The sequence below is a fragment of the Streptomyces gelaticus genome, assembly GCF_014649535.1.
In the GTDB taxonomy this organism is placed as follows: Bacteria; Actinomycetota; Actinomycetes; order Streptomycetales; family Streptomycetaceae; genus Streptomyces; species Streptomyces gelaticus.
Window position 1 is genome coordinate 1 of record NZ_BMTF01000043.1, and the last position, 17820, is coordinate 17820.

The 17820-nt window shown below is 66.6% G+C and carries 17 protein-coding genes; 3 read left to right on the forward strand and 14 right to left on the reverse strand.

The genetic code is table 11. The features are described 5' to 3' along the window. The first annotated feature begins 289 nt into the window (after positions 1–289). A complete protein-coding gene (locus IE107_RS33050; RefSeq protein WP_189548040.1) occupies positions 290–1090 on the forward strand; it encodes an alpha/beta fold hydrolase in 801 nt (266 codons plus the stop codon). A gap of 415 nt (positions 1091–1505) precedes the next feature. Here the strand turns inward: IE107_RS33050 and IE107_RS33055 are convergent, their stop codons facing one another. From IE107_RS33055 to kilB, 6 genes are all read right to left on the reverse strand, one after another. Beyond that, positions 1506–1874, reverse strand: a complete 369-nt coding sequence (locus tag IE107_RS33055) for a S1 RNA-binding domain-containing protein (protein WP_189548041.1) — start codon at positions 1872–1874, stop codon at positions 1506–1508. A gap of 770 nt (positions 1875–2644) precedes the next feature. Then, complete coding sequence (locus IE107_RS36310; RefSeq protein ID WP_444545024.1) at positions 2645–3277, reverse strand: ParB/RepB/Spo0J family partition protein; 633 nt, start codon at positions 3275–3277, stop codon at positions 2645–2647. Beyond that, positions 3174–3515, reverse strand: a complete 342-nt coding sequence (locus tag IE107_RS33060) for a hypothetical protein (RefSeq protein WP_189548042.1) — start codon at positions 3513–3515, stop codon at positions 3174–3176. Before IE107_RS33060 ends, IE107_RS36310 begins: the two co-directional genes overlap by 104 nt. Before the next feature lie 146 nt (positions 3516–3661). Beyond that, the gene (locus tag IE107_RS33065) at positions 3662–4918 is read right to left on the reverse strand and encodes a ParB/RepB/Spo0J family partition protein (RefSeq protein WP_189548043.1); all 1257 of its coding nucleotides are present in this window, start codon (positions 4916–4918) and stop codon (positions 3662–3664) included. Continuing rightward, positions 4915–6066, reverse strand: coding sequence for a ParA family protein (locus tag IE107_RS33070; RefSeq protein WP_189548044.1), 1152 nt, complete (start codon positions 6064–6066; stop codon positions 4915–4917). The genes IE107_RS33065 and IE107_RS33070 overlap by 4 nt, the downstream gene beginning before the upstream one ends. Before the next feature lie 493 nt (positions 6067–6559). Continuing rightward, on the reverse strand, positions 6560–7066 hold the full coding sequence (gene kilB, locus IE107_RS33075; RefSeq protein WP_189548045.1) for a plasmid transfer protein KilB: 507 nt from the start codon (positions 7064–7066) through the stop codon (positions 6560–6562). A 730-nt stretch (positions 7067–7796) separates the two neighbouring features. Between kilB and IE107_RS33080 the strand changes: the two genes are divergently transcribed. Beyond that, on the forward strand, positions 7797–8090 hold the full coding sequence (locus IE107_RS33080; RefSeq protein WP_189548046.1) for a hypothetical protein: 294 nt from the start codon (positions 7797–7799) through the stop codon (positions 8088–8090). Between the two features lie 111 nt (positions 8091–8201). Here the strand turns inward: IE107_RS33080 and thpR are convergent, their stop codons facing one another. The 5 genes from thpR to IE107_RS33105 form a co-directional block, all read right to left on the reverse strand. Continuing rightward, positions 8202–8792: an RNA 2',3'-cyclic phosphodiesterase gene (gene thpR, locus IE107_RS33085; RefSeq protein ID WP_189548047.1), complete on the reverse strand. Its 591-nt coding sequence runs from the start codon at positions 8790–8792 to the stop codon at positions 8202–8204. A 235-nt stretch (positions 8793–9027) separates the two neighbouring features. Beyond that, complete coding sequence (locus IE107_RS33090) at positions 9028–9414, reverse strand: DUF6009 family protein (protein WP_189548048.1); 387 nt, start codon at positions 9412–9414, stop codon at positions 9028–9030. A gap of 90 nt (positions 9415–9504) precedes the next feature. Continuing rightward, on the reverse strand, positions 9505–11046 hold the full coding sequence (locus IE107_RS33095; protein ID WP_189548049.1) for a DNA primase family protein: 1542 nt from the start codon (positions 11044–11046) through the stop codon (positions 9505–9507). Next, positions 11043–12059: a bifunctional DNA primase/polymerase gene (locus IE107_RS33100; RefSeq protein ID WP_189548063.1), complete on the reverse strand. Its 1017-nt coding sequence runs from the start codon at positions 12057–12059 to the stop codon at positions 11043–11045. Before IE107_RS33100 ends, IE107_RS33095 begins: the two co-directional genes overlap by 4 nt. A 708-nt stretch (positions 12060–12767) precedes the next feature. Then, on the reverse strand, positions 12768–14183 hold the full coding sequence (locus tag IE107_RS33105) for an amidase (protein WP_189548050.1): 1416 nt from the start codon (positions 14181–14183) through the stop codon (positions 12768–12770). Between the two features lie 126 nt (positions 14184–14309). Here IE107_RS33105 and IE107_RS33110 point away from each other — a divergent pair, with 126 nt between their 5' ends. Next, positions 14310–14948, forward strand: coding sequence for a TetR/AcrR family transcriptional regulator (locus IE107_RS33110; protein ID WP_189548051.1), 639 nt, complete (start codon positions 14310–14312; stop codon positions 14946–14948). On the opposite strand, the gene IE107_RS33115 is transcribed toward IE107_RS33110, so the two are convergent. The 3 genes from IE107_RS33115 to IE107_RS33125 all read right to left on the reverse strand — a co-directional run bounded on the left by IE107_RS33115 (position 14929) and on the right by IE107_RS33125 (position 17812). Beyond that, a complete protein-coding gene (locus IE107_RS33115; RefSeq protein WP_229867446.1) occupies positions 14929–16425 on the reverse strand; it encodes an alpha/beta fold hydrolase in 1497 nt (498 codons plus the stop codon). The two genes, IE107_RS33110 and IE107_RS33115, sit on opposite strands and share 20 nt — an antisense overlap. Before the next feature lie 211 nt (positions 16426–16636). Next, positions 16637–17050, reverse strand: a complete 414-nt coding sequence (locus IE107_RS33120; protein ID WP_189548052.1) for a hypothetical protein — start codon at positions 17048–17050, stop codon at positions 16637–16639. A gap of 45 nt (positions 17051–17095) precedes the next feature. Further along, complete coding sequence (locus tag IE107_RS33125; protein WP_189548053.1) at positions 17096–17812, reverse strand: hypothetical protein; 717 nt, start codon at positions 17810–17812, stop codon at positions 17096–17098. Positions 17813–17820: the final 8 nt, after the last annotated feature.

Consider the following 17820-nt stretch of genomic DNA (forward strand, 5'->3'; position numbering starts at 1 on the left):
CGGCCGAGACCCGGCAACGGCACCAACACGACCTCGCAGCATAGGTATCGAGTGTCCAAGATCACGGGGAAGCTTCAATGAACGCATACCCCCGTGGATCAGATTCAGCGGAGCCCAGCAGGGCATGACGCTCGACGAGCCGGAGGAGCCCATCCAGCACACCAACGGCAGGAGAGGGGCGGCGTGGCGAAGCCGAAGGAGCGCGGTGTGCGGATCCCGTTTGTGGAGGACGCCTTCGGGAGCCGGTGCGACCGGTCCGTGATCGCCAGCCGATTCCGTGGAGGTCGATGTGGCGTGGTCTGAACGCGTGGTGGTGCGAGACGGAGTCCGGCTTGTCTGCCGGGACTGGGGCGGTCCTGGACAGTCCATCGTGTTGTTGCACGGTCTGGCCGGTCACGCGGGTGAATGGGACGTGCTGGCCGGGCGCTTGAGCTCCGGATATCGGGTCGTCGCGGTCGACCAGCGCGGGCACGGTACCAGCGAGCGCGACCCGCGGGACGTCTCCCGCGCCGCCTATGTCGCCGATGCCGTCGCCGTTGTCGATCAGTTGGCGCTGCAGCGGCCCGTCCTGGTCGGCCAGTCGCTGGGCGGGCATACGGCCATGCTCACCGCCGCCGCACGTCCCGGGCTCGTCCACGGTCTCGTGCTCGTCGAGGCCGGGCCCGGGGGTGCAAACCCGAACAGCGCCGTGGACCTCGGTGGATGGCTCGACTCGTGGCCGACACCGTTCCGCTCACGCGAAGCGGCAGCCGCGTACCTCGGTGGCGGACCGGTCGGCGCAGGCTGGGCGGCCGGGTTGGAGGAACGCGAGGGCGGATGGTGGCCTCGCTTCGACCGGGACGTGATGGTCCGCTCGCTGGCGGAGAACGCCCAGCGTTCCTTCTGGCACGAGTGGGGGCAGGTCGCGTGCCCCACCCTGGTCGTCCTGGCCCAATCCAGCTTCATACCTGCGCAGGAAGCCGACGAGATGCTCCGCCGACGACCCGCCACCACGGCCATGAGCGTCCCCGGCACCGGCCACGATCTGCACCTGGAACAGCCGGAGATCCTGCACACCGCACTCTTGGGCTTCCTTGAGGGCCTCGCTTGAGAAACTCCCACGCGGTCACAACGACACCAAGGTCAGACCGGCAGATAGCCATCGGTCGGTCCACGGGACTTGACGATTACTCAGTTTGGCGTGACTCTCCCCCGGCGTCGTCTGGCCGGAGTTCCACCACGGCCGTACCGGCGTCCGCCAACGCGCCCAGGGCCTCATCGGGGACGTCGCGACACCTGACTTCCGTCAGGACCTCCGCAAGGGGGGTGAACCGGAAAGCCGCCCCGGTAGACCCGCCAGGTCGGCCCCCGCTCTCCCGTGGTCGGATCATCCTCATCACCCGGGCCCGGCACGGTATGACATGAACGTCACGCGACGGCTGACGGGTCTTGAGCCCGAATCCTGGGCACGGGTTACGCGGCTGGTGTCAGCGTAGTTGGTGTGAGGTGGAGCGCCTGAGCAGCGCCTACGGATTGATGGTCCCATAACCCCTTACAGCTTTGCCGATGTCGGATGGCCAATTGGGCCTGAATCGGGCAACGAAGTCGGCGAAGTCCTCGCACAGGTACTGCGGGTCAGAGGGCTTTAGCCGTATCTGCTGGTGGTCACTGTGCACCCACCAAACCTCGAAGTCGGTCACTGTTCCCTCGACAGGCCAGTCCTCGCTTCGCCGACGAGGCAAAAGCACGACGTCGACGAACCCTCCGACGCTGAGGCCAATGTCCACGAAGACACCGATCGCCCCGGGCCTGGGCACTCGGACGACGGTGCCTGTGAAGACTTGACCGAAGCGCAGCTCACCTCGAAGTCGCTCCCACTCTGCTTCAGTCACCACTTACGCATCCTCGCACCTCAGCACTGACCTGGACAGGAGAGCCCGGTGCGAGCTCCAGCTCGCACCGGGCTCAGCATCTGAATTCGCCAAAAGCGTCCTTCTGGATGCCGGGGCGGTCCCGTCCAGCTCGTGGTGGTGAGGGTTCCTGAGCCATGACCGAATTACGGGAATCCGCAGGTCAGACTCCTCGGGACGCCGCATGCGCCGGGAGCTCGCCGCAGAAAAGGGTCGGACCAGAAAGGTGGTTGCCAGCCGCCCCGGTTTGTCTCTTGGCCGGGCGGGGGGCCAGGATCCTTCACCTGCATGGGGCCACAACCAACCCACCCATTCACACTCCGGGATCGCGCCCCCCGGCACCGCTTGGGGAACCGCCCGCTCGACCTGATCCACTCCCCCGCTGACATGGACCGGATCACGACCGACACTCCGGACATCGTTTACGCCTGCACCACCGCGACCCTAGGATCGCCGACGTACTCCTGCGCGAAACCCAGCCCGGCGACCTGCTACGCGTCTTGACCACGAGAAAGCGGCTCCGCTCCCCCACCACCAGGTGAAAGCGCGGGGCCGCCAATGACGCTTGGCGCTATGTCTCGGAGTCCTCGATCCGGCTCGTCTCGCTAAGCATCACGCGCTGGAGCTCCTTCGTCAGCATGTGCCGGTCCAGCTCGGACAGCTCCTCCTCCATCAGCCGGCCAAACCACCTTTCGCAGCTATAGGCAGGAGCCTGCTTCTGCTCTGTGGCAGGGGCCGACTCGACTTCGGGCGGTTCAGGAGCGGCGTCGCGCGGCACAGGGACGGGCAAGGTTTCGGGGCGAGGGAGTGTTCTGCGATTCGACTGAGAGCGGCTCTTCTGTATGAGGTACGGGCTGCTCTGAGCCTGCTCCCGAACCGGAGGATGTGTATACCGCGGTATACACCGATTCAGCTTTGGGCGCCGGCATGGGGGCTCTCTCGTGGGCGCGGGGCCGGGGCAGTTGCGGCCGCAGGGGATTCCTTCCTGCCAGCCTTCCACGCGGCAAACTGCTCGCTGGGTGGCATGACCGGGTACATCCGCATGTCATGGAACGCCTTGAGATCGCCAGAATGACGAGCGCTTGCATCTCCTCGGAGAGGCGCAGCAGGCCGATGCGCTGACTGAACCATTGCTTCGACTTCTGCAGCTTCTCTGAGGCCTGCGTCTGGTTGCCGTTGGTCATCTCCAGCATCTGCTGAAGGACAGGGGCTTCTTCGATGTAGTTGAAGTTCGACCGCTTGACGTTCTCCGTAAGAACGGCCGCATGAAACCTGGCACGTGACTCAGCGATGTCCTCGCGGACATGTACGTCGAGCGTAGGCAGACCGACCTGGACGGCAGGTTTGGAGAGTGGTGCCGTTGTCGGCGTCCTGGGTAGTGATCTCACCCTCGGCCGCCGCGCGGGTGTGAATCTTGTGCTGGCGGATCACAGTGTTGGCGCGCGGCCAGCCCATGGCGTCGCTGTACTCGAGGACCTCGTCGCGGTCGGCCGTGCCGTCGCGCGAGGCCCAGGCGTTGACGACGACCTTGTACGGCAGCCCGCCCCCGGGCTCTCTCCCCTGGGTGAGCATGCGCGCGGTCGGGTCGAACGCAAGAGGTTCCGGGGAGCGGTACCAGGACGTCACCGGTGATGTCGAGCGCGGCCCTGAGGAGGTGCGCGTTCTCAAGGCTGTCGGGGGCTGCTGAATCCGACCGGTCACGACGAGCTGCGGCCCCACTCCCCCACCATCGGGCGGAAGAACGGGGCCGCAGCACTGTCAGGCCATCGTGGTCACTGGCTGCTTGGCCGCGGAGCTGTCGCGAGCTCCTCCACCATGACTTTGTGCAGTCGTTTCGTCAGCCTGTGCCGGTCGAGCTCGCCCATCTGTGCCATGAGCGCTTCGAACACCGGCTCCCACCCGCCCGACGGCACCTGCCAACCCTCAGCAACGTCGGCCTCCCGTGGCAGATGCTCTGCCGACGGCACATCCCCCGACGCCTTCCGGCGGACTGGACTGGGAAGACCTCTGTTCTCCGTGACTGTGGCCTGAGCGGGCACGGACAGTTCAGGGCTCGGAGGATTCGTCGGCGCGGTCCGGTCTGCAGCGTGCGATGCCATCTCTGCAGGTTTGTTGTCCGCGGACAACAAACCTGCAGCCGTACTTCCACTGCGCATGCGATCGTCGGCGTATTCCTGCGTAGCCCCGGGTTTGTTGTCCGCGGACAACAAACCCGTACTGCCGTGCTTCTCCAGCGTTTGCCGGCCCGCTTCCAACAGACGCTGCTGCTCCTCCCGCTGCTCGTTGAACTCCTCCTTGGCCGAGGCGAGGTGCTCCAGGAGGCCAGCCGCGTCCAGACCAGGGTCGTCCTTGAGGCGCCGGGCCAGCTTCCGGCCGTCGCGCTCGGAGATTTCACCGGAGCTGAGCTTCACTTGCAGCTCCTCCGGAAGCGTCAGCAGGGCCAACTGATTGGTCACCCAGGAGCGGTCCTTACCCAGTCGAGTCGCGGCCCGACTGCGCGCGCCCCGTTGCCCCGATTCCTCAGCGCACACTTCAACCAGCTGCTGCACGCCACGTGCACGCTCGATCACGTCGAAGTCCTCGCGATCCAGATTCTCCGCGAGCAAGTGGTCGATGAAGTCTTCGCGCGAGGCGGCCAGGTCATCGCGGACAACGAAGTCGAGCCGATCGACTCCCACATGCAGGGCGCTCCGGAATCGGCGCTCTCCGTTTACCAGTACGTACTGGGCACCGGCGCCGATAGCCATCTCGTGCTCCGGCCAGAGCTTCAGGTACGCGGCACGGCTGACGGCGACACAGGCAGCAAGCTGCGCCTGGCGCAGCTCTTCGCCGAACCGGGCCATCTGCTCATCAGTGCCGAAATTGCGGCGCGGGTTGAGGGGAGTCGGGGAAACCTGGTCGAGACTGAGCTTGATCAGCTCGTAGGTGGGAATCGAGCCTTCTGTGATGGCCTTGGCCCGGCCGCGGTCGCTGCGCTTACGGGCGCGCCCGAATGAGGAACTCTCCCCGACCTTGTCGGCGATGCTCATCCCTTGATCCTCCTCGCGATCGAGCGCAGTACTTGGGCCTGCTCACAGTCTGGTTCGTAGGCGAGCAAAGGTTCCTTGCGGCGTACTGCCTCCCGCTGTTCTTTGAGTTCCGGAACGATGCCGAGAACCGGTTCGTCCATGCTCTGCCAGGATTCGAGTGACGAGGTGGCGATGTAGCCATTGCGTGCGTCGTAGAGGTTGACGACGAAGCCGAGGGTGGTGATTTCCACTTTCAGGTCTTCACACAGGTCGTCCATCTGCTCGGCGAGCATGTCGTATGCGTCGCCGGACGTGTCCTCGGCCTGGACCGGGATGATGATCCCGGACTGGTCGGGTTCTTCGTCTTCGCGGGTACGCCCGTAGTACAGGGCGGTGTCCATGGTGTACCCGAGGCTCGGAGGACAGTCGACGACGATGAAGTCGAAGTCCTGTTCCACGTCGGCCAGGACGCGTTCCAGGGCTGTCTCCTTGATGCGTACGGCCCGTGTGGTGGCCAGCTTGGCGTCCAGCAGAAACGCGTCCTTGCAGGAGGGCAGCAGCCACAGCCGGTCCTCGAAGTCACCGCCCTTTATGGGGACGAACAGGGCCCGCAGGTTGTCCTCGGCCTCCCCGAGCATGTGCTTTGCGAGACTGGCCGACTCGATTTCCAGCATCTCGTAGCCGAGCTGTCGCGTCAGGTGGCCTTGCGGGTCGAAGTCGATGAGGAGGGTCTTCCTGCCCATCTCGGCCAAGGCCTGGGCCACGCCGGCGGACACCGACGTCTTGCCCACGCCGCCCTTCTGGTTGCCGAAGACGAGTCGGCGGGCCCCAGTTGTGCGCGGGGGTGTCGGGCGCGGGGAGGGGTTCGCGTCCAGCCAGTGCCGGATCGACTGAGCCATCCCCTGGTTGTAGGAGATCTTGCGGGACTTGCTGGAGGTTTTCAGTTTCTCGTACAGCCCGGCAGGCAGGTAGGTCGAGAACGAAGAGCCGCCGCTGGTATCGACTGGGGGGTGCCTCTCCAGCTTGATCCAGGAGGTCACCCCAGCCGTGACGGCTTCCTGGATGTCTTTGCTCAATTCCGCTGCGCGGACTTTGAGTTCGCGTCGCAGATCGGTCGGCAGCTTGGCGACTACCTTTTCCCGATCTCCTGGGCTGTATGGAGCAGTCATGGCGCTACCTTAGTAGCGTCCTGGCTGTAAGTGAATCAGGGCGCCCGTGTCGGGGCCATCTGCCCAGCGCGTACCTGCGGAACGAGGGAGTCGAGCAATACTTCCTGCGTAGCCACCTCCAGGTCACAGCACGAAGCCCTCGAAGCGGCCCTGCACGCGCGCTTGGCAACTACCCCGACGAAGACCAAGCCTTCGATCATTTGCCGCCGCCCTTCAAGGGCGCGTGCTGGCGCTGATCCCGCTCATGTGAGAAGCGAACCACCCAGCGCACCACAAAGACGCTGACTGAGTCTGTGGGCACACGACGCTCGGCGGGATTTGCTGCTGCGGGGGCTACTTTGCACGGCGCGGTGGCGATCTGCGCAGCCTTGATCCCTCCGGTGTACAACATCGCGATCCGCGAGTTGCGGGGTGGCCCTTCCTCCCAGTTCGCGCGCGACCTCGCCTGCCAGACCAGTGCGACTGAATCGGTGGGTCATGTGGGGCGAGACTCTCAAGCCGGCTCACTTGAGTTCCGGCCTTCTTGATGAAGTACTTCTCTGGCACGGATCACGAACGCTTCGCAGGAACGCTCCGCTATCTCGCCTCGGCGGAGCATGTCTGTCCGATCGGTAGCGAGAAAGATCTCTCGGGTCTCTGTCTGAATGTTCGCGGCCTGCTCTGCGAGGTACCGCATCTGCTGGGACACGGCGACGAGATGGAGCCGGTAGATGCTACTGCGGACCTCGGCATAGAGCTGGTACGACTCCGCCCGGGCCGAGAGGGCCGCCTCTGATTCAGCATCCCTGTGCTGGCTCGTCCATCGGTCGTACTGTGCCCTCCGATAGTCCTCTGCGAGGGCAATGAAGTCAGCACACGCATCGAGGAGACGCTGATGGTCTCGTTCACGGTCGGCGTTGGCTGCGGATAGGGCTGCGGTCCTCTGCTGGTAGCGATGCGCGACGACCGCGCCAAGCAGCGTTCCGATGACGGCGATGGCTGCCGCAATGATCCCTGACACGGGAGATAGCCCATCATCGGTCGGTAAGCGTCAGGCAGAGCGCGAATCGGCCACATGTGACTGGAAGGTCCAGACAGATCGAGACCGGCGACGTTCGGCGGGACTGGTTTCCATACGTGAGGACGCGCGGAAGTTGCTGGCCCTGGAAAGGGGTGAGGTATTCGCTGTAGAGGACGCGACGAGTGTCGATGAGGCACTGTGCTCGCGGTGCCAGCGGCGATGGTCAAGGAACGCGCTTGATGAGGTTGCAATGAGCCCGACGCTGACGCTTGTCAGCGATGTCTGTTGCATAGCTCGCGCGGTAGGGAGGCCCGGGCAGGGCGGCAACAGGGCATCCATCCGCGACCTCCATGGCATCTTTCTCTTATAACCGACAGATGCACTCATCACGGGTGCCTACTGGGAGAGCCGAGCTCTGCTGGCGAGGAGTGGCGGCGAAGCTTAGGATCGCTCCTGGCGAAGAAGCGGAGCTATCCTCCGAATCGCAAACCCGGTCGGCTACCCTTCAAAGTACGGTGGGTAGCACCACATCTGATTGCCAATAGGCTCGCCCTCGTCATCTGGCAGGACGACGAGACTCACCAGTCATTCATGAGCTCCTGCGCTGCCAGGTCCGTGAACGGACCCCGCCGCTAGAGGATCCGATCCTGGTGGTGCTGGACACACTGAGTGCCCGTTCGGCTGTCAGGGTCCCCTCACCCACGCGACCGGCCGGGATGCGGTGAATCGCGTGTCAGCTGCAAGTGTGGGAGTGGCCGTGGACGTACTCCGCCTGGTGGCTCTCGCCGCGAGCACCCACCCCATGGCAGCCTGCGAACCCCGTCTGACGGCACAGACCGTGGAGAGCCGCGAGTTCGTGGTCGGGCATGCCGGGACCCGTGAGTGGCTGCGCCCCGTGGCTCATGCCCGGACCCTCTTCCTGGCGGGCAGCCACGGCCCTTTCGCTGCTGCCCGCACCTCATTCGAGCAGGCGGCCGGCTGGGGACCCGCCAGTCTGGCGCCGTCCGCGGCGACCACGTCCTGACCACCAGCATCACCAGTCAGTTTGTGCCCGACCCGACCCTGCGCCGCCCCGAGGTCGATATCTCTGAGATCAGGAAGCTCCGCGCGGCGGGGCGACTGGACGCCGGTTCGTTCAAGTGGGGTTCTCTTTGCCCAGGGCCCAGGCCTCGATGTCTCGGTAGTGGATCGGCCCTCGGCTGCGGCCGACGTTGCTGCCGACCAGGTGCAGACGTTCGGTGGGCCATCGACGACCGGTGAATCCGGCGAGCCTCTCCGCGACTTCTCCTGCCGAGGAGCGGTCGCCTCGGCGGGCACGGGCCAGCGTCAGATGGGGGCGCAGGGGCCGATCCTCGAAGGCGACACCACAGTTCTTGATGGCGGTACGCACATCGGCGGCAAGCGTGTGCAGCTCGTCGAGGTCTCCGTCGATTCCGCTCCACAGCACCCGGTCGTCGAAGTTCCCGCTGCCACGTAGTGCCAGACGGAGTGGCCGGTGGTCCGCCGCGAGGCCGGCGAGGGGTGGGCGCAGGAGTGGAACTGTCTCGACCGGGAGCTCCCCGAGGAACGCCAGGGTGATGTGCCAGTCCTCGATGCGGTTCCACCGCATGTGAGGGTGCGTGTCATAGGCGGGGCGCAGTTCCCGGGCCAGTTCTTCTTTCGCGTGGTCGGGCGGGGCGAGCGCGATGAACACGCGAACTGTCGCGGGCTGAGTCTGATCGTTCACATCGGACTTCGTACCGCACCCGGTAGTGGCTGCGACGACCCGGGTACGGCAGGAGAGCTCTCGCGGTCGCGATGCCGGGAAAGTCCCTTCGGTGGGGCGGCGGCAAGCCCCCTGGCCGCTACGCCGCACACAAGACCGCTGGCCTTCGCGAATCCGGAACCCCGTAGGGGCCAGGCCGGCCCATAGGAGTGTGGTGCCGGGCCAGGGCGGTCTGCGCTCGGTCTCGCCGAGGGTGTCAGGTGTTGGGGGCTGCTATTGATGCGGCGGGGCCGCGCTGGGAGCGGGGGGTCTTGTCGCCCACGCGCTTGGGGGCGATGGTGCGGGGATCCACGGCTTCGCCCGGGGCGCCTTCGTGGTAGGGACCGTCGGGGTTGGCGTCGCGGTCGTGCGGGAGGAGAAAGAAGACGCGGCGGAGCTGGAGGCCGCTGTCGGGGTCGGCTTCGGCGTGGGCGTCGAGTTCGGTGTAGCCGACCATGCGCCCGTCACGTTCGTAGCGGGGCTTGCCGCGGCGGCGGGCGGTCTTGTCGAGCGCCTGGCGTACGTAGTCAAGGTTGTCGAGGTTCTCCAGCCACACCACGGTGCTCTCGTGGCGGAGGTCGCTCTCGTTCAGCAGCGAGCTCATGGCTGCAGCCTCTTTTCGTTGTCGACGGCCCTGGTGGGGGCACCGCGTTCATGGTAGGCCGGGTTGGCGGGTGCGTGTCGGGCGCTCTGGTCAGGCATGGCCGCCCTGAGGTTCGTCGTCGGTGAGAAGTCCGAGGCCGGGGTAGTACTTCTTGCCGCTGGACTTCATCATGTCGGCCGGTGAAGCGAGGGAGAGTTCCTGACGTACGCGAGTGGCGAAGGCGCGGGCGGTGGCGGGGCGGATGCCTTCACCGGCGCTGCACCAGCTGCTGTAGGTCGCGTACAGCAAGCCTTGCTCGACACGCAGGTCGCCGTTGCCGGTTGTGCAGCATTCGGCGAGGAAGCGGCCGATGTGGTCTTCGGTGGTGGCGTAGGCCTCGGTGGCGATGCGGACGGTTGCGGGCCCGGTGAGTGGGTCGCGGGTGTCGAGGTAGAGCTGGGCGCCTTCGATGAGCCACTGGAGAATGCCTGGGCCTTCGCTCTGGACGAGTTCCTTGGCCAGGTTGTCGATCTTGCGAGCGGCAGGGACGACGCGTTCGAAGGGGATCAGGCGGATCCGGCGCCAGAAGGCGTGGCCACCGGTACCGACTTCGGGGCGGTGGTTGCCGAGCAGCCAGAGTTTGTGGGTGGGGTTGAAGCTGAAGAAGTCCTGGCGCATGCGGCGGGCCATGATGCGGTCGCCGCCGGTCAGGAGCTTCACCCGGGATTCGTCGAACTTGTCGTTGGGTTTCAGTTCGGAGCAGACGACGATGCGGCGGCCGTGGAGTTCGGTGAGTTCGGTGGAGTGCTCGGAGAACTTGCCCTTCTCCATGAGGAAGCCGGGCGGGGCGGCCTGGGCGTAGTCGCCGAGGATCTGGGTCATGACGTCGAGCAGCACGGACTTGCCGTTGGCACCGGTGCCGTAGAGGAAGGGCAGGACCTGGGCGCCGACGTCGCCGGTGACCGAGTAGCCGAGGAGCAGGTGGAGGAAGTGGATGGTCTCCTCGCCCTTGGCGTCGTCACCGAAGGTGTCGTGGAGGAAGCGGTGCCAGCGGGGGGTGGGCATCGTTTCGGGGGCGACGCTGGTGGCCCGGGAGTGCATGTCGGCTTCGGGGTCCGGCTTGTGGAGGTGGCCGGTGTGGAGGTCGACGACGCCGGCCGGGGTGCACAGGGCGTAGGGGTCGCCGTCCAGGACGTCGGGGTCCAGAGCGAGTGCCGGGGAGGCTTTGGCCTGGGTGAGCATGGCCTTGATACCCGGGGTCGACATGGAACGTCGACGGTGGGAGGCGAGTTCTCGGTCGGTGAACTGGCCGGTCGGGTCGGTGGCGGGCATCTGCTCGGCCAGGTCGCCCGCAGCCCAGACCGCGGCTTTCTCGCCGCCGGTGCGCTTCCAGCGGTACTGGTCCCAGTGGTACCAGCCGAGGCCTTCGACATGGCGGAACTGGTCGCCGAACATCACCGCGAAGAGCTTGGCGTTGCCGCGGTCGGTGAGCAGCCCGGGGAGCCTGCCCGACTGCGTCGGCGACTCGTGGACGGCCGCAGTGGCGACTCTCTGTTGGGCAGGCAGGCTGGGCTGCTCCGCCTGGACTTCGAGATCGAGCATCTGCTGCGCTGCGGCAGTGGCGTCGAAGCGAGGGCTGTCGGCGCTGCTCATGGGCGTCCTTTGAAATGGAGCGGCCGACTCGCGCCGGCGGACAGGGCAGAGGTGATGACGGCAAGACTGTGGCGGCTGCGATGCGGCCGAGCAGCGTCGGCAGCCGCAGTGAGCAGATCCCGTGCCTGGCTGTCGGTGAGGTGGCCGGAGGCGATCAGGCCGCCGGCGGTGTAGGCGGCTCGGTTGAGTTTCTCGGTGAAGGCGGTGCCTTCAGGGGCGGCAGCGCAGTCCTTCACCTGGTCGAGAAGTGGTTCCAAAAGCCGGTGGGCGCGCTTACGGGCTGGGCGTGGGGAGCCGGGGCGGGGCGGCACGACCTGGGCGGGCCGGGGGTTGACCGGGTGGCCTGTGCGCTGGAGCTCGGTGGCGAGCCAGTCGGGCAGGAGAGCGGGAAGCCTGGCTGTACCGACCGGGCTGTACGTACCTGCGGAAGTGCGGGTGGCCGGGGTCACGATGTAGCCGCCGGTGGACCGGACGTCGACCTGCCAGGCGAGGGCGGTCTTCGGGCTGGAGCCCACCGAAGAGCGGTAGCGCGGCCCTTCCGGGGGTTTCCGGTACCAGACGTGCAGTCCGCCCGACGGAGTTCGTACCCGCAGGGTGGAGTCGTCGTCTGCGGGGCTGCGCCGGCCCCGGAGAGCAGCCAGCAGGGCGAGGGTGTCGAACCCGGAGGCCAGGCCTGTCAGGTTGACGCTCTCGTGGATCGGGATGCCGGGCAGGAGCCGGTTCCGGTCGGGGACCGCAGCGCTGTGGGCATCGATGTCGAGGACGACGAGGTCTGCCGGTCCGCAGGAGACTCCGACTCCGAGCGTGGGGTGCTTGCCCCACCAGGCGTCCAGGAGAGCGCTATTTGTGGTTGCTGCGTGGAAACCGTGGCACCACCGGCCCGCGGAGTGGCAGGAGCAGTCCTGAGGACTGTGGTGCTCGTCGCGGCATGCCGGGCAGTTGGCGGCCGGGGTTTTGCGGCCTGGGGCGAGCGGGTGCACTGGCCAGCCGTTTCCGGCGCACCAGCGGGCGATGTCGTAGGGACTGGCGGTTCCCGCGGAGCGGGGAACGCTGGTCTCACTTTGACGCGGCACGCTGATCGTCCTTGCCGAGGGGCTAATAGCCTGTTCAGTCCCTGTCAGTCCCTTCGGTAAAAGACCAGGTCACAGCGCTGCCAGTACTTGGAAAGGGACCGAAGGGACTGAGTTTTCCAATGAGGCCAGAGCCTACATCAGCGGTCTGGGCGAGGGTGTAGCCGTTCCCCGTTTTGAGTCCCTTCAGTCCCTTCGCCATCTGGGGAGTTGGAGGGCTTGCGCCTTGGGCAAGCGGCTGATCGGGTCGGCCGGCCGGGCGTGTCGGTCCTGACGGGGGCGTGAGGGACTGAAGGACCGGGACTCATTCGGTCCCTGTTCAGTCCCTCACGGAAAAGCGCAGGTCACAGGGCTTTTCATGCTGACCCGTGAGGGACCGAAGGGACTGAAGGGACTGAAAGTCCTAGTTATGAGCTGCTCAGGATAAAGACCTCTGTACTCGCGCGTACGCATACACGCACACGCGTAATGACTGGAACAGGGATTTTGAGTCCCTTCAGTCCCTTCAGTCCCCTCTCCAGATAGAACAGAAGCCTCTGACCTGCGCTTTTCCATGAGGGACTGAACAGGGACCGAAGAATCAGGGACTGAACGGGACTGGCCGACCGGACAACGAGGCGCTGGAACAGTTCTTGCCCGGCCTTGCTCGCCTCAGCCTCGTGGGTCGGTCGGTGTGAGGACTCCGAGCCGTTCCTCGATCACCTGGGCCGCGCCCAGACACAGGTCCTCCCGGAACGCACGCCCGATGAGCTGTACCCCGGACGGGAGCCCGTCGGGCAGCCCTGTCGGTACGGCCACGCCGGGTACGCCCACGAAGCTGGTCACGGTGCACAGGCGCATTCCCGACGCGACCCGGTCCCTGCCTGCCCTGTCCCGCGATTCCAGTCCCGGCTCGACTGGTGGCTCGGTGAAGACAGGGCCGAGCAACAGCGGGTACTCGTCGAGGAATTCAGCCCATGAGCGGCGGATACTCATCCAGGTACCCATCAACTTCATGAACTCGTCCGCGCTTGCGGGCGGGGTCTGTTCCATCGCCATCTGGATGAAACGGTCCCCGCCCTTGCCCAGCAGCTTGCGCACCATCGGCCAGTTCGGCGCGAACTCGGTCACGGTGATCCGGCCATACGCCTCAAGGGCCTCGTCCAGCCGCGGTACGTCTGCTACTTCGCGCACGTCGTATCCGGCGTCGCGAAGCGCCTCGGCCGCGGTCGCGATGGCTCCGAGGACCGTGGGGTGGACGCCGTGCCCGCCTGGGTCCGGCACGACCGCGACTTTCACCGGCCCGGCGAGCGTTTCGCCGTAGGCCGGTACCGGCACGGCTCGTGGGTCGCGCGGATCCGTCCCGGCCAGCACCTCGTAGGCAAGCCGGAGATCGCCCACGCTCCGGGTCAGCGGACCGTCGGTGACCAGGATCTGGGACGCGAGGCCCGGGTCGTCCGAGCCGAGGACGCGATGGTCGGCGGGGAACCGCCCCGTGGACGGCTTCAGCCCGGCGACACCGCAGAACTGGGCCGGGATGCGCACCGAGCCGCCGGAGTCGTTGCCGAGCCCGAGTGCCGCCATGCCCGTGGCGACGGCAACCGCGTCTCCCCCACTGGTACCGCCCGGGGTCCGGCTGCTGTCCCACGGATTGACCGTGTCTCCGAACAGCTCGCTGCGCGTGTGCATCCCCGCCAGGATCAGGGTGGGGAGGTTGCTGTGTCCGATGGGGATGGCTCCGGCTGCGCGGAGCCGTGCCACCGGGGGCGCGTCGGCCGAAGCCACCAGATCGCGGAAGCGCTCCGTGCCGAACGTGGTCGGTACGCCTTCGATGGCGGTGCTCTCCTTCACCGTGAAAGGCACGCCCGCGAGCGGTCCCAGCAGTTCGCCGGCAGCCCGCCGACGGTCCATCCGTGCCGCGGCCTCACGTGCGCGCTCCGCCAGGAGCTGCGTGACCGCGTTCACCCGGGGATTGACCTCAGCGATGCGATCCAGGTGGCTGTCGACCAGTTCGACAGCTGAGACTTCTGCGCTGCGCACGGCCTCCGCCTGTTCGGCGGCCGACATCTTCCACAGGGCGTCCTGCATGAGGGTTTCCTTCCTCCTCCACGTACCAATGCGCTTGCATCGGAACCGTACCTGTGGAACCGATGCAAGCGCATCGAATAAAGTGCATCGCACAGCAGAGTGCTGGGAGCAAGGAGGAGGCAGGGCATGCCCAGGCAGGTGGACCACGTGAGTCGACGCCGTCTTATCGCCGAGGCTGTGTGTCATCTCGCCGACGAACGCGGACTGGAGGGTGTGACCCTTCGGGATGTCGCAGCCGACGCACAGGTGTCGATGGGCGCGGTTCAGCGGTGCTTCCGTACGAAGGAGGAAATGCTCGTGTTCGCTCTGCAGTACGTCAGCGAGCGGGTCAACGAGCGGGTGCGGGCCCGCCTCGTCAGGAGCCCGGCTCAGTCGGCGGGCACTGCCCTGGGCCACGCGGCCGCCGAGATCTCACTGCTCCGGGAGGAGCACCGTGCCGAGGCCAGGGTCTGGCTCGCCTTCGTCGCGCAGGCGGCTGTCAGCAAGGCGCTCGGAAGGACGCTCAAGGAGAACTACACATCCCTGCAAGAGGCGTTCGCCCACCTCATCGCGGAGGCCGGCGAGGACGCCGACGGCGCCCTGCCCGTCGATCCACAGCTTCAGGCCCGCACCCTGCTCGCTCTGGCGGACGGGCTCACCACGCACGTCCTCATCGGCCACCTCACCCCGCAGGAGGCACACGACGTCCTCCACACGCACCTGGCCAGGCTCTGGGAACCATCGGTGCCTCCTTCGGAGGTCAGGGTCAGCCGTTCGGGGCGGTGAGGTAGGTGTCGATCACTCGCATTGCCTTCTCCGTCCCGCCTCGGCGGTAGATCCAGTGGCCCACGACGTCCATCGTGAACAGGGATGCCTTCGGGAAGGAGCGCGCCATGCGCTGTGCGCCAGGCAGCGGAGTGGCCAGATCGTGGGTGGCGTTGGCTACGAGGACGGGAGGGAGGTCACCCTTCGCCTCGGCGGGGCGGGGCTTGGGTGGCATGGTCCAGCCCTGGCAGGCCAGGACGGTGTCCAGGGACTGGGCGTTGTAGCGGACATGCGGAGCGGCCTTCGCGACCCTCTTGCGGATGGCCAGGTACTGGGCGTAGTCGCGGATCCGGAAGTCGTAGTCGCGGCACAGGACAAGCCGTGAGTGCGAGTTGGTACCGCCGGGGAGCCAGTTGACCCCGCCCTTCCCCGTGTACAGGGCGGCCAGCTGCCGTGCCGTCTCCTCCTGGCTTCCCTTGCCGAGCGCGAAGGTGAGGAAGTCGGACAGCTGATCGGCGTCGATCTTGGTCCGTGTCGGGCCGTTCGGGCCCGGATCGCGGAGTGTGCCCGCGTCGGCGCGGGCGAACAGCTCGTCGGTGACGGCGGTCAGGTCCTTGCCGTTGAGCGCGCAGGCCTTGTCCTTCTTGCACCAGGCCGCGAGCCGCTTCAGGGTGTTGTCGATGGTGATACTGCCGTCGGTCAGGTAGCGCTCGGCGTTCGGCCGATCCGGGTCCATCGCGCTGTCGAGGGCCAGCGCGCGGAGCCTGCCCGGGAACAGGCGTGCGTAACGCTCGCCGAGGAACGTGCCGTAGGAGTGGCCGAGGAAGCTGATCCTGCGTTCGCCGAGGGCGGCACGGATCGCGTCCATGTCGCGGGCCACGCTCTCGCCGTCCATATGGGCGGCGAGCGGCCCCGTCCGTTTCAGGCAGCTGTCCGCCAGTCGGCCGTTCAGGGTGCGCAGCCGCTCGAACTCGGTCGCACTGCGGGGGCGGGACGGGATCGTGTCGGCGATCGTCTCGTCGCACTCGGCGTTCTGGCTGCGGCCGATGCCGCGCGGGTCGAAGCCGATCATGTCGAAGCGCTGGAGCATGGCCGGGGTGTAGCCGCCGATGGGGTCGTCCGCGTACAGCGCATCATCGGAACCGGGTGTTCCGGGGCCGCCAGGGTTCGACATCAGGACGCCGATCCGCCGGGCGGGGTCGGTGGCCCGGTGGCGGGCGACGAAGATGCCGATCTTCGGGCCCTTCGGCTTCGACCAGTCCAATGGCACCTTGACCGTTGCGCACTGCGCCCTCGGGCTGGGGTCGGGATAGGGCGGTTCGGCCTCGGGACAGGCACCCCAACGGATCGGCGGGACAGTGGTGGTGGCGCCGGGCGGCTCCTGGGCGGCTGCCGTACTGGGGGCAGCCAGGGCGGCGGCAGCGGAGGCGGACAGGGCCAGGAGTACGGAGACCACCTGGCGGCCCATATTCGGGTTCACGCGCATCCTCTTGTTCATGCGCGTCACTGTTTCGGTGCCGTATGACGGTGCCTCCATGGGCATATGGTGAGAACGTAACAAGGCGTTCCGGCTGAGGTGTGATGGCTCGGCTGCCGACGGCGGCGCCTCGCCGGTCATCGCGCGTACCGGTATAGTGAGGCGTACAACTTGTTGTTCAGGCACAGAGGGCCCGCCATCCAAGATGGCGGGCCTTCTGATTTTTGCCGGTTCAGGCGATACGGAGGTCGGGGCGGCCCTCGGTCGGCGGTGCCGCTCGGTATTCCGGTAGCTGGATGGTCGGCAGCTTGCCGCTCTTCATTTCTTCGAGAGCGTGCGCGAATGCCGCTTCCATGTCCGTCATGCTCTCGTACTTGGCGGCGAGTGGGTGGAGGCGGTAGCGGTTGCCCCCGCGGCCTTCGGCGCGGGAACGCAGTACGAGGTTCAGCTCGAACAGTGGCTCCATCAGCGCGCTGACGGTGGGCGGCTTCACCTTGTACTCCACCGCCATCTCGCGCTGGCTGGGCAGTGCGCCACCGTTCTCGCTCCGGAAGACCAGGTACTGAAGGAACTTCACCGGGGCGGCTCCGATGGGCAAGGCCCAGATGCGCTCAGCAACGAGGGGCGACATGACTGCAACGGCCATCGGTGCCTTCCTCCGTATCGAATCGGCTTGTCGTGGTAGCGGGCATCACCCTGTGCGCTTCCTTCTGACAGGCTCGGGCACTTCGCCATCCAGATTAAGGTCCAGCGCCTCCTGGTGGTGAACCATCTCGGGACCGATCCTGTGCGGGAACGCGGAGGGGTCGTCGTCGTGGTCCGCGGCGATCTGGGCGAGTACCTCGTGCTGAGCTGCGCTGTTGCCCTGGAACCAGAGTGTCACGTTGAGGCGGATCCGTCCGTTGCCTGCCGATTCGAGCCACTTGTATTCGCAGAGGGTTCGGACTGCGCGGTTGACGGTGGGCCTCGTGATCTTCTTGGCGCCGGGCTTCTTGGCCGCGAGTCCGTTCAGACCGTCGGTGATTTCCTGCTGGGTGTACTCCGCGATTCCGGTGCCCGGCCGCTGTCCGCCCGCCACGTACAGAAAGACGCACAGCTGGCTCTTGGTGATGCCGTTGGCGATGAAGAGCTGGGGCAGCAACTGTGTGAACCAGTTGCTCGCGAGGCTGTAGCCGGCGCCTCCGGCGAAGCTGTGAACGGACCGAGGGTCGTCCTCGTACTCGAAGGTGACGCCCTTGAGCTTCCGCTTCGCCGTCCTGGCGGGGGTTGTGTCCTGGGCGGTCGCTCCGAGTTGCTCACCGAGCAGGTTCAGGATGTCGTCGTACACGATGTCGCTCTCCGGCGAGGACGCGGGAGAGGGCACTGCTCGTGGCCGACGCGGCTGGCGCGACGGCGTTTCAGATGTCACTGGACCTC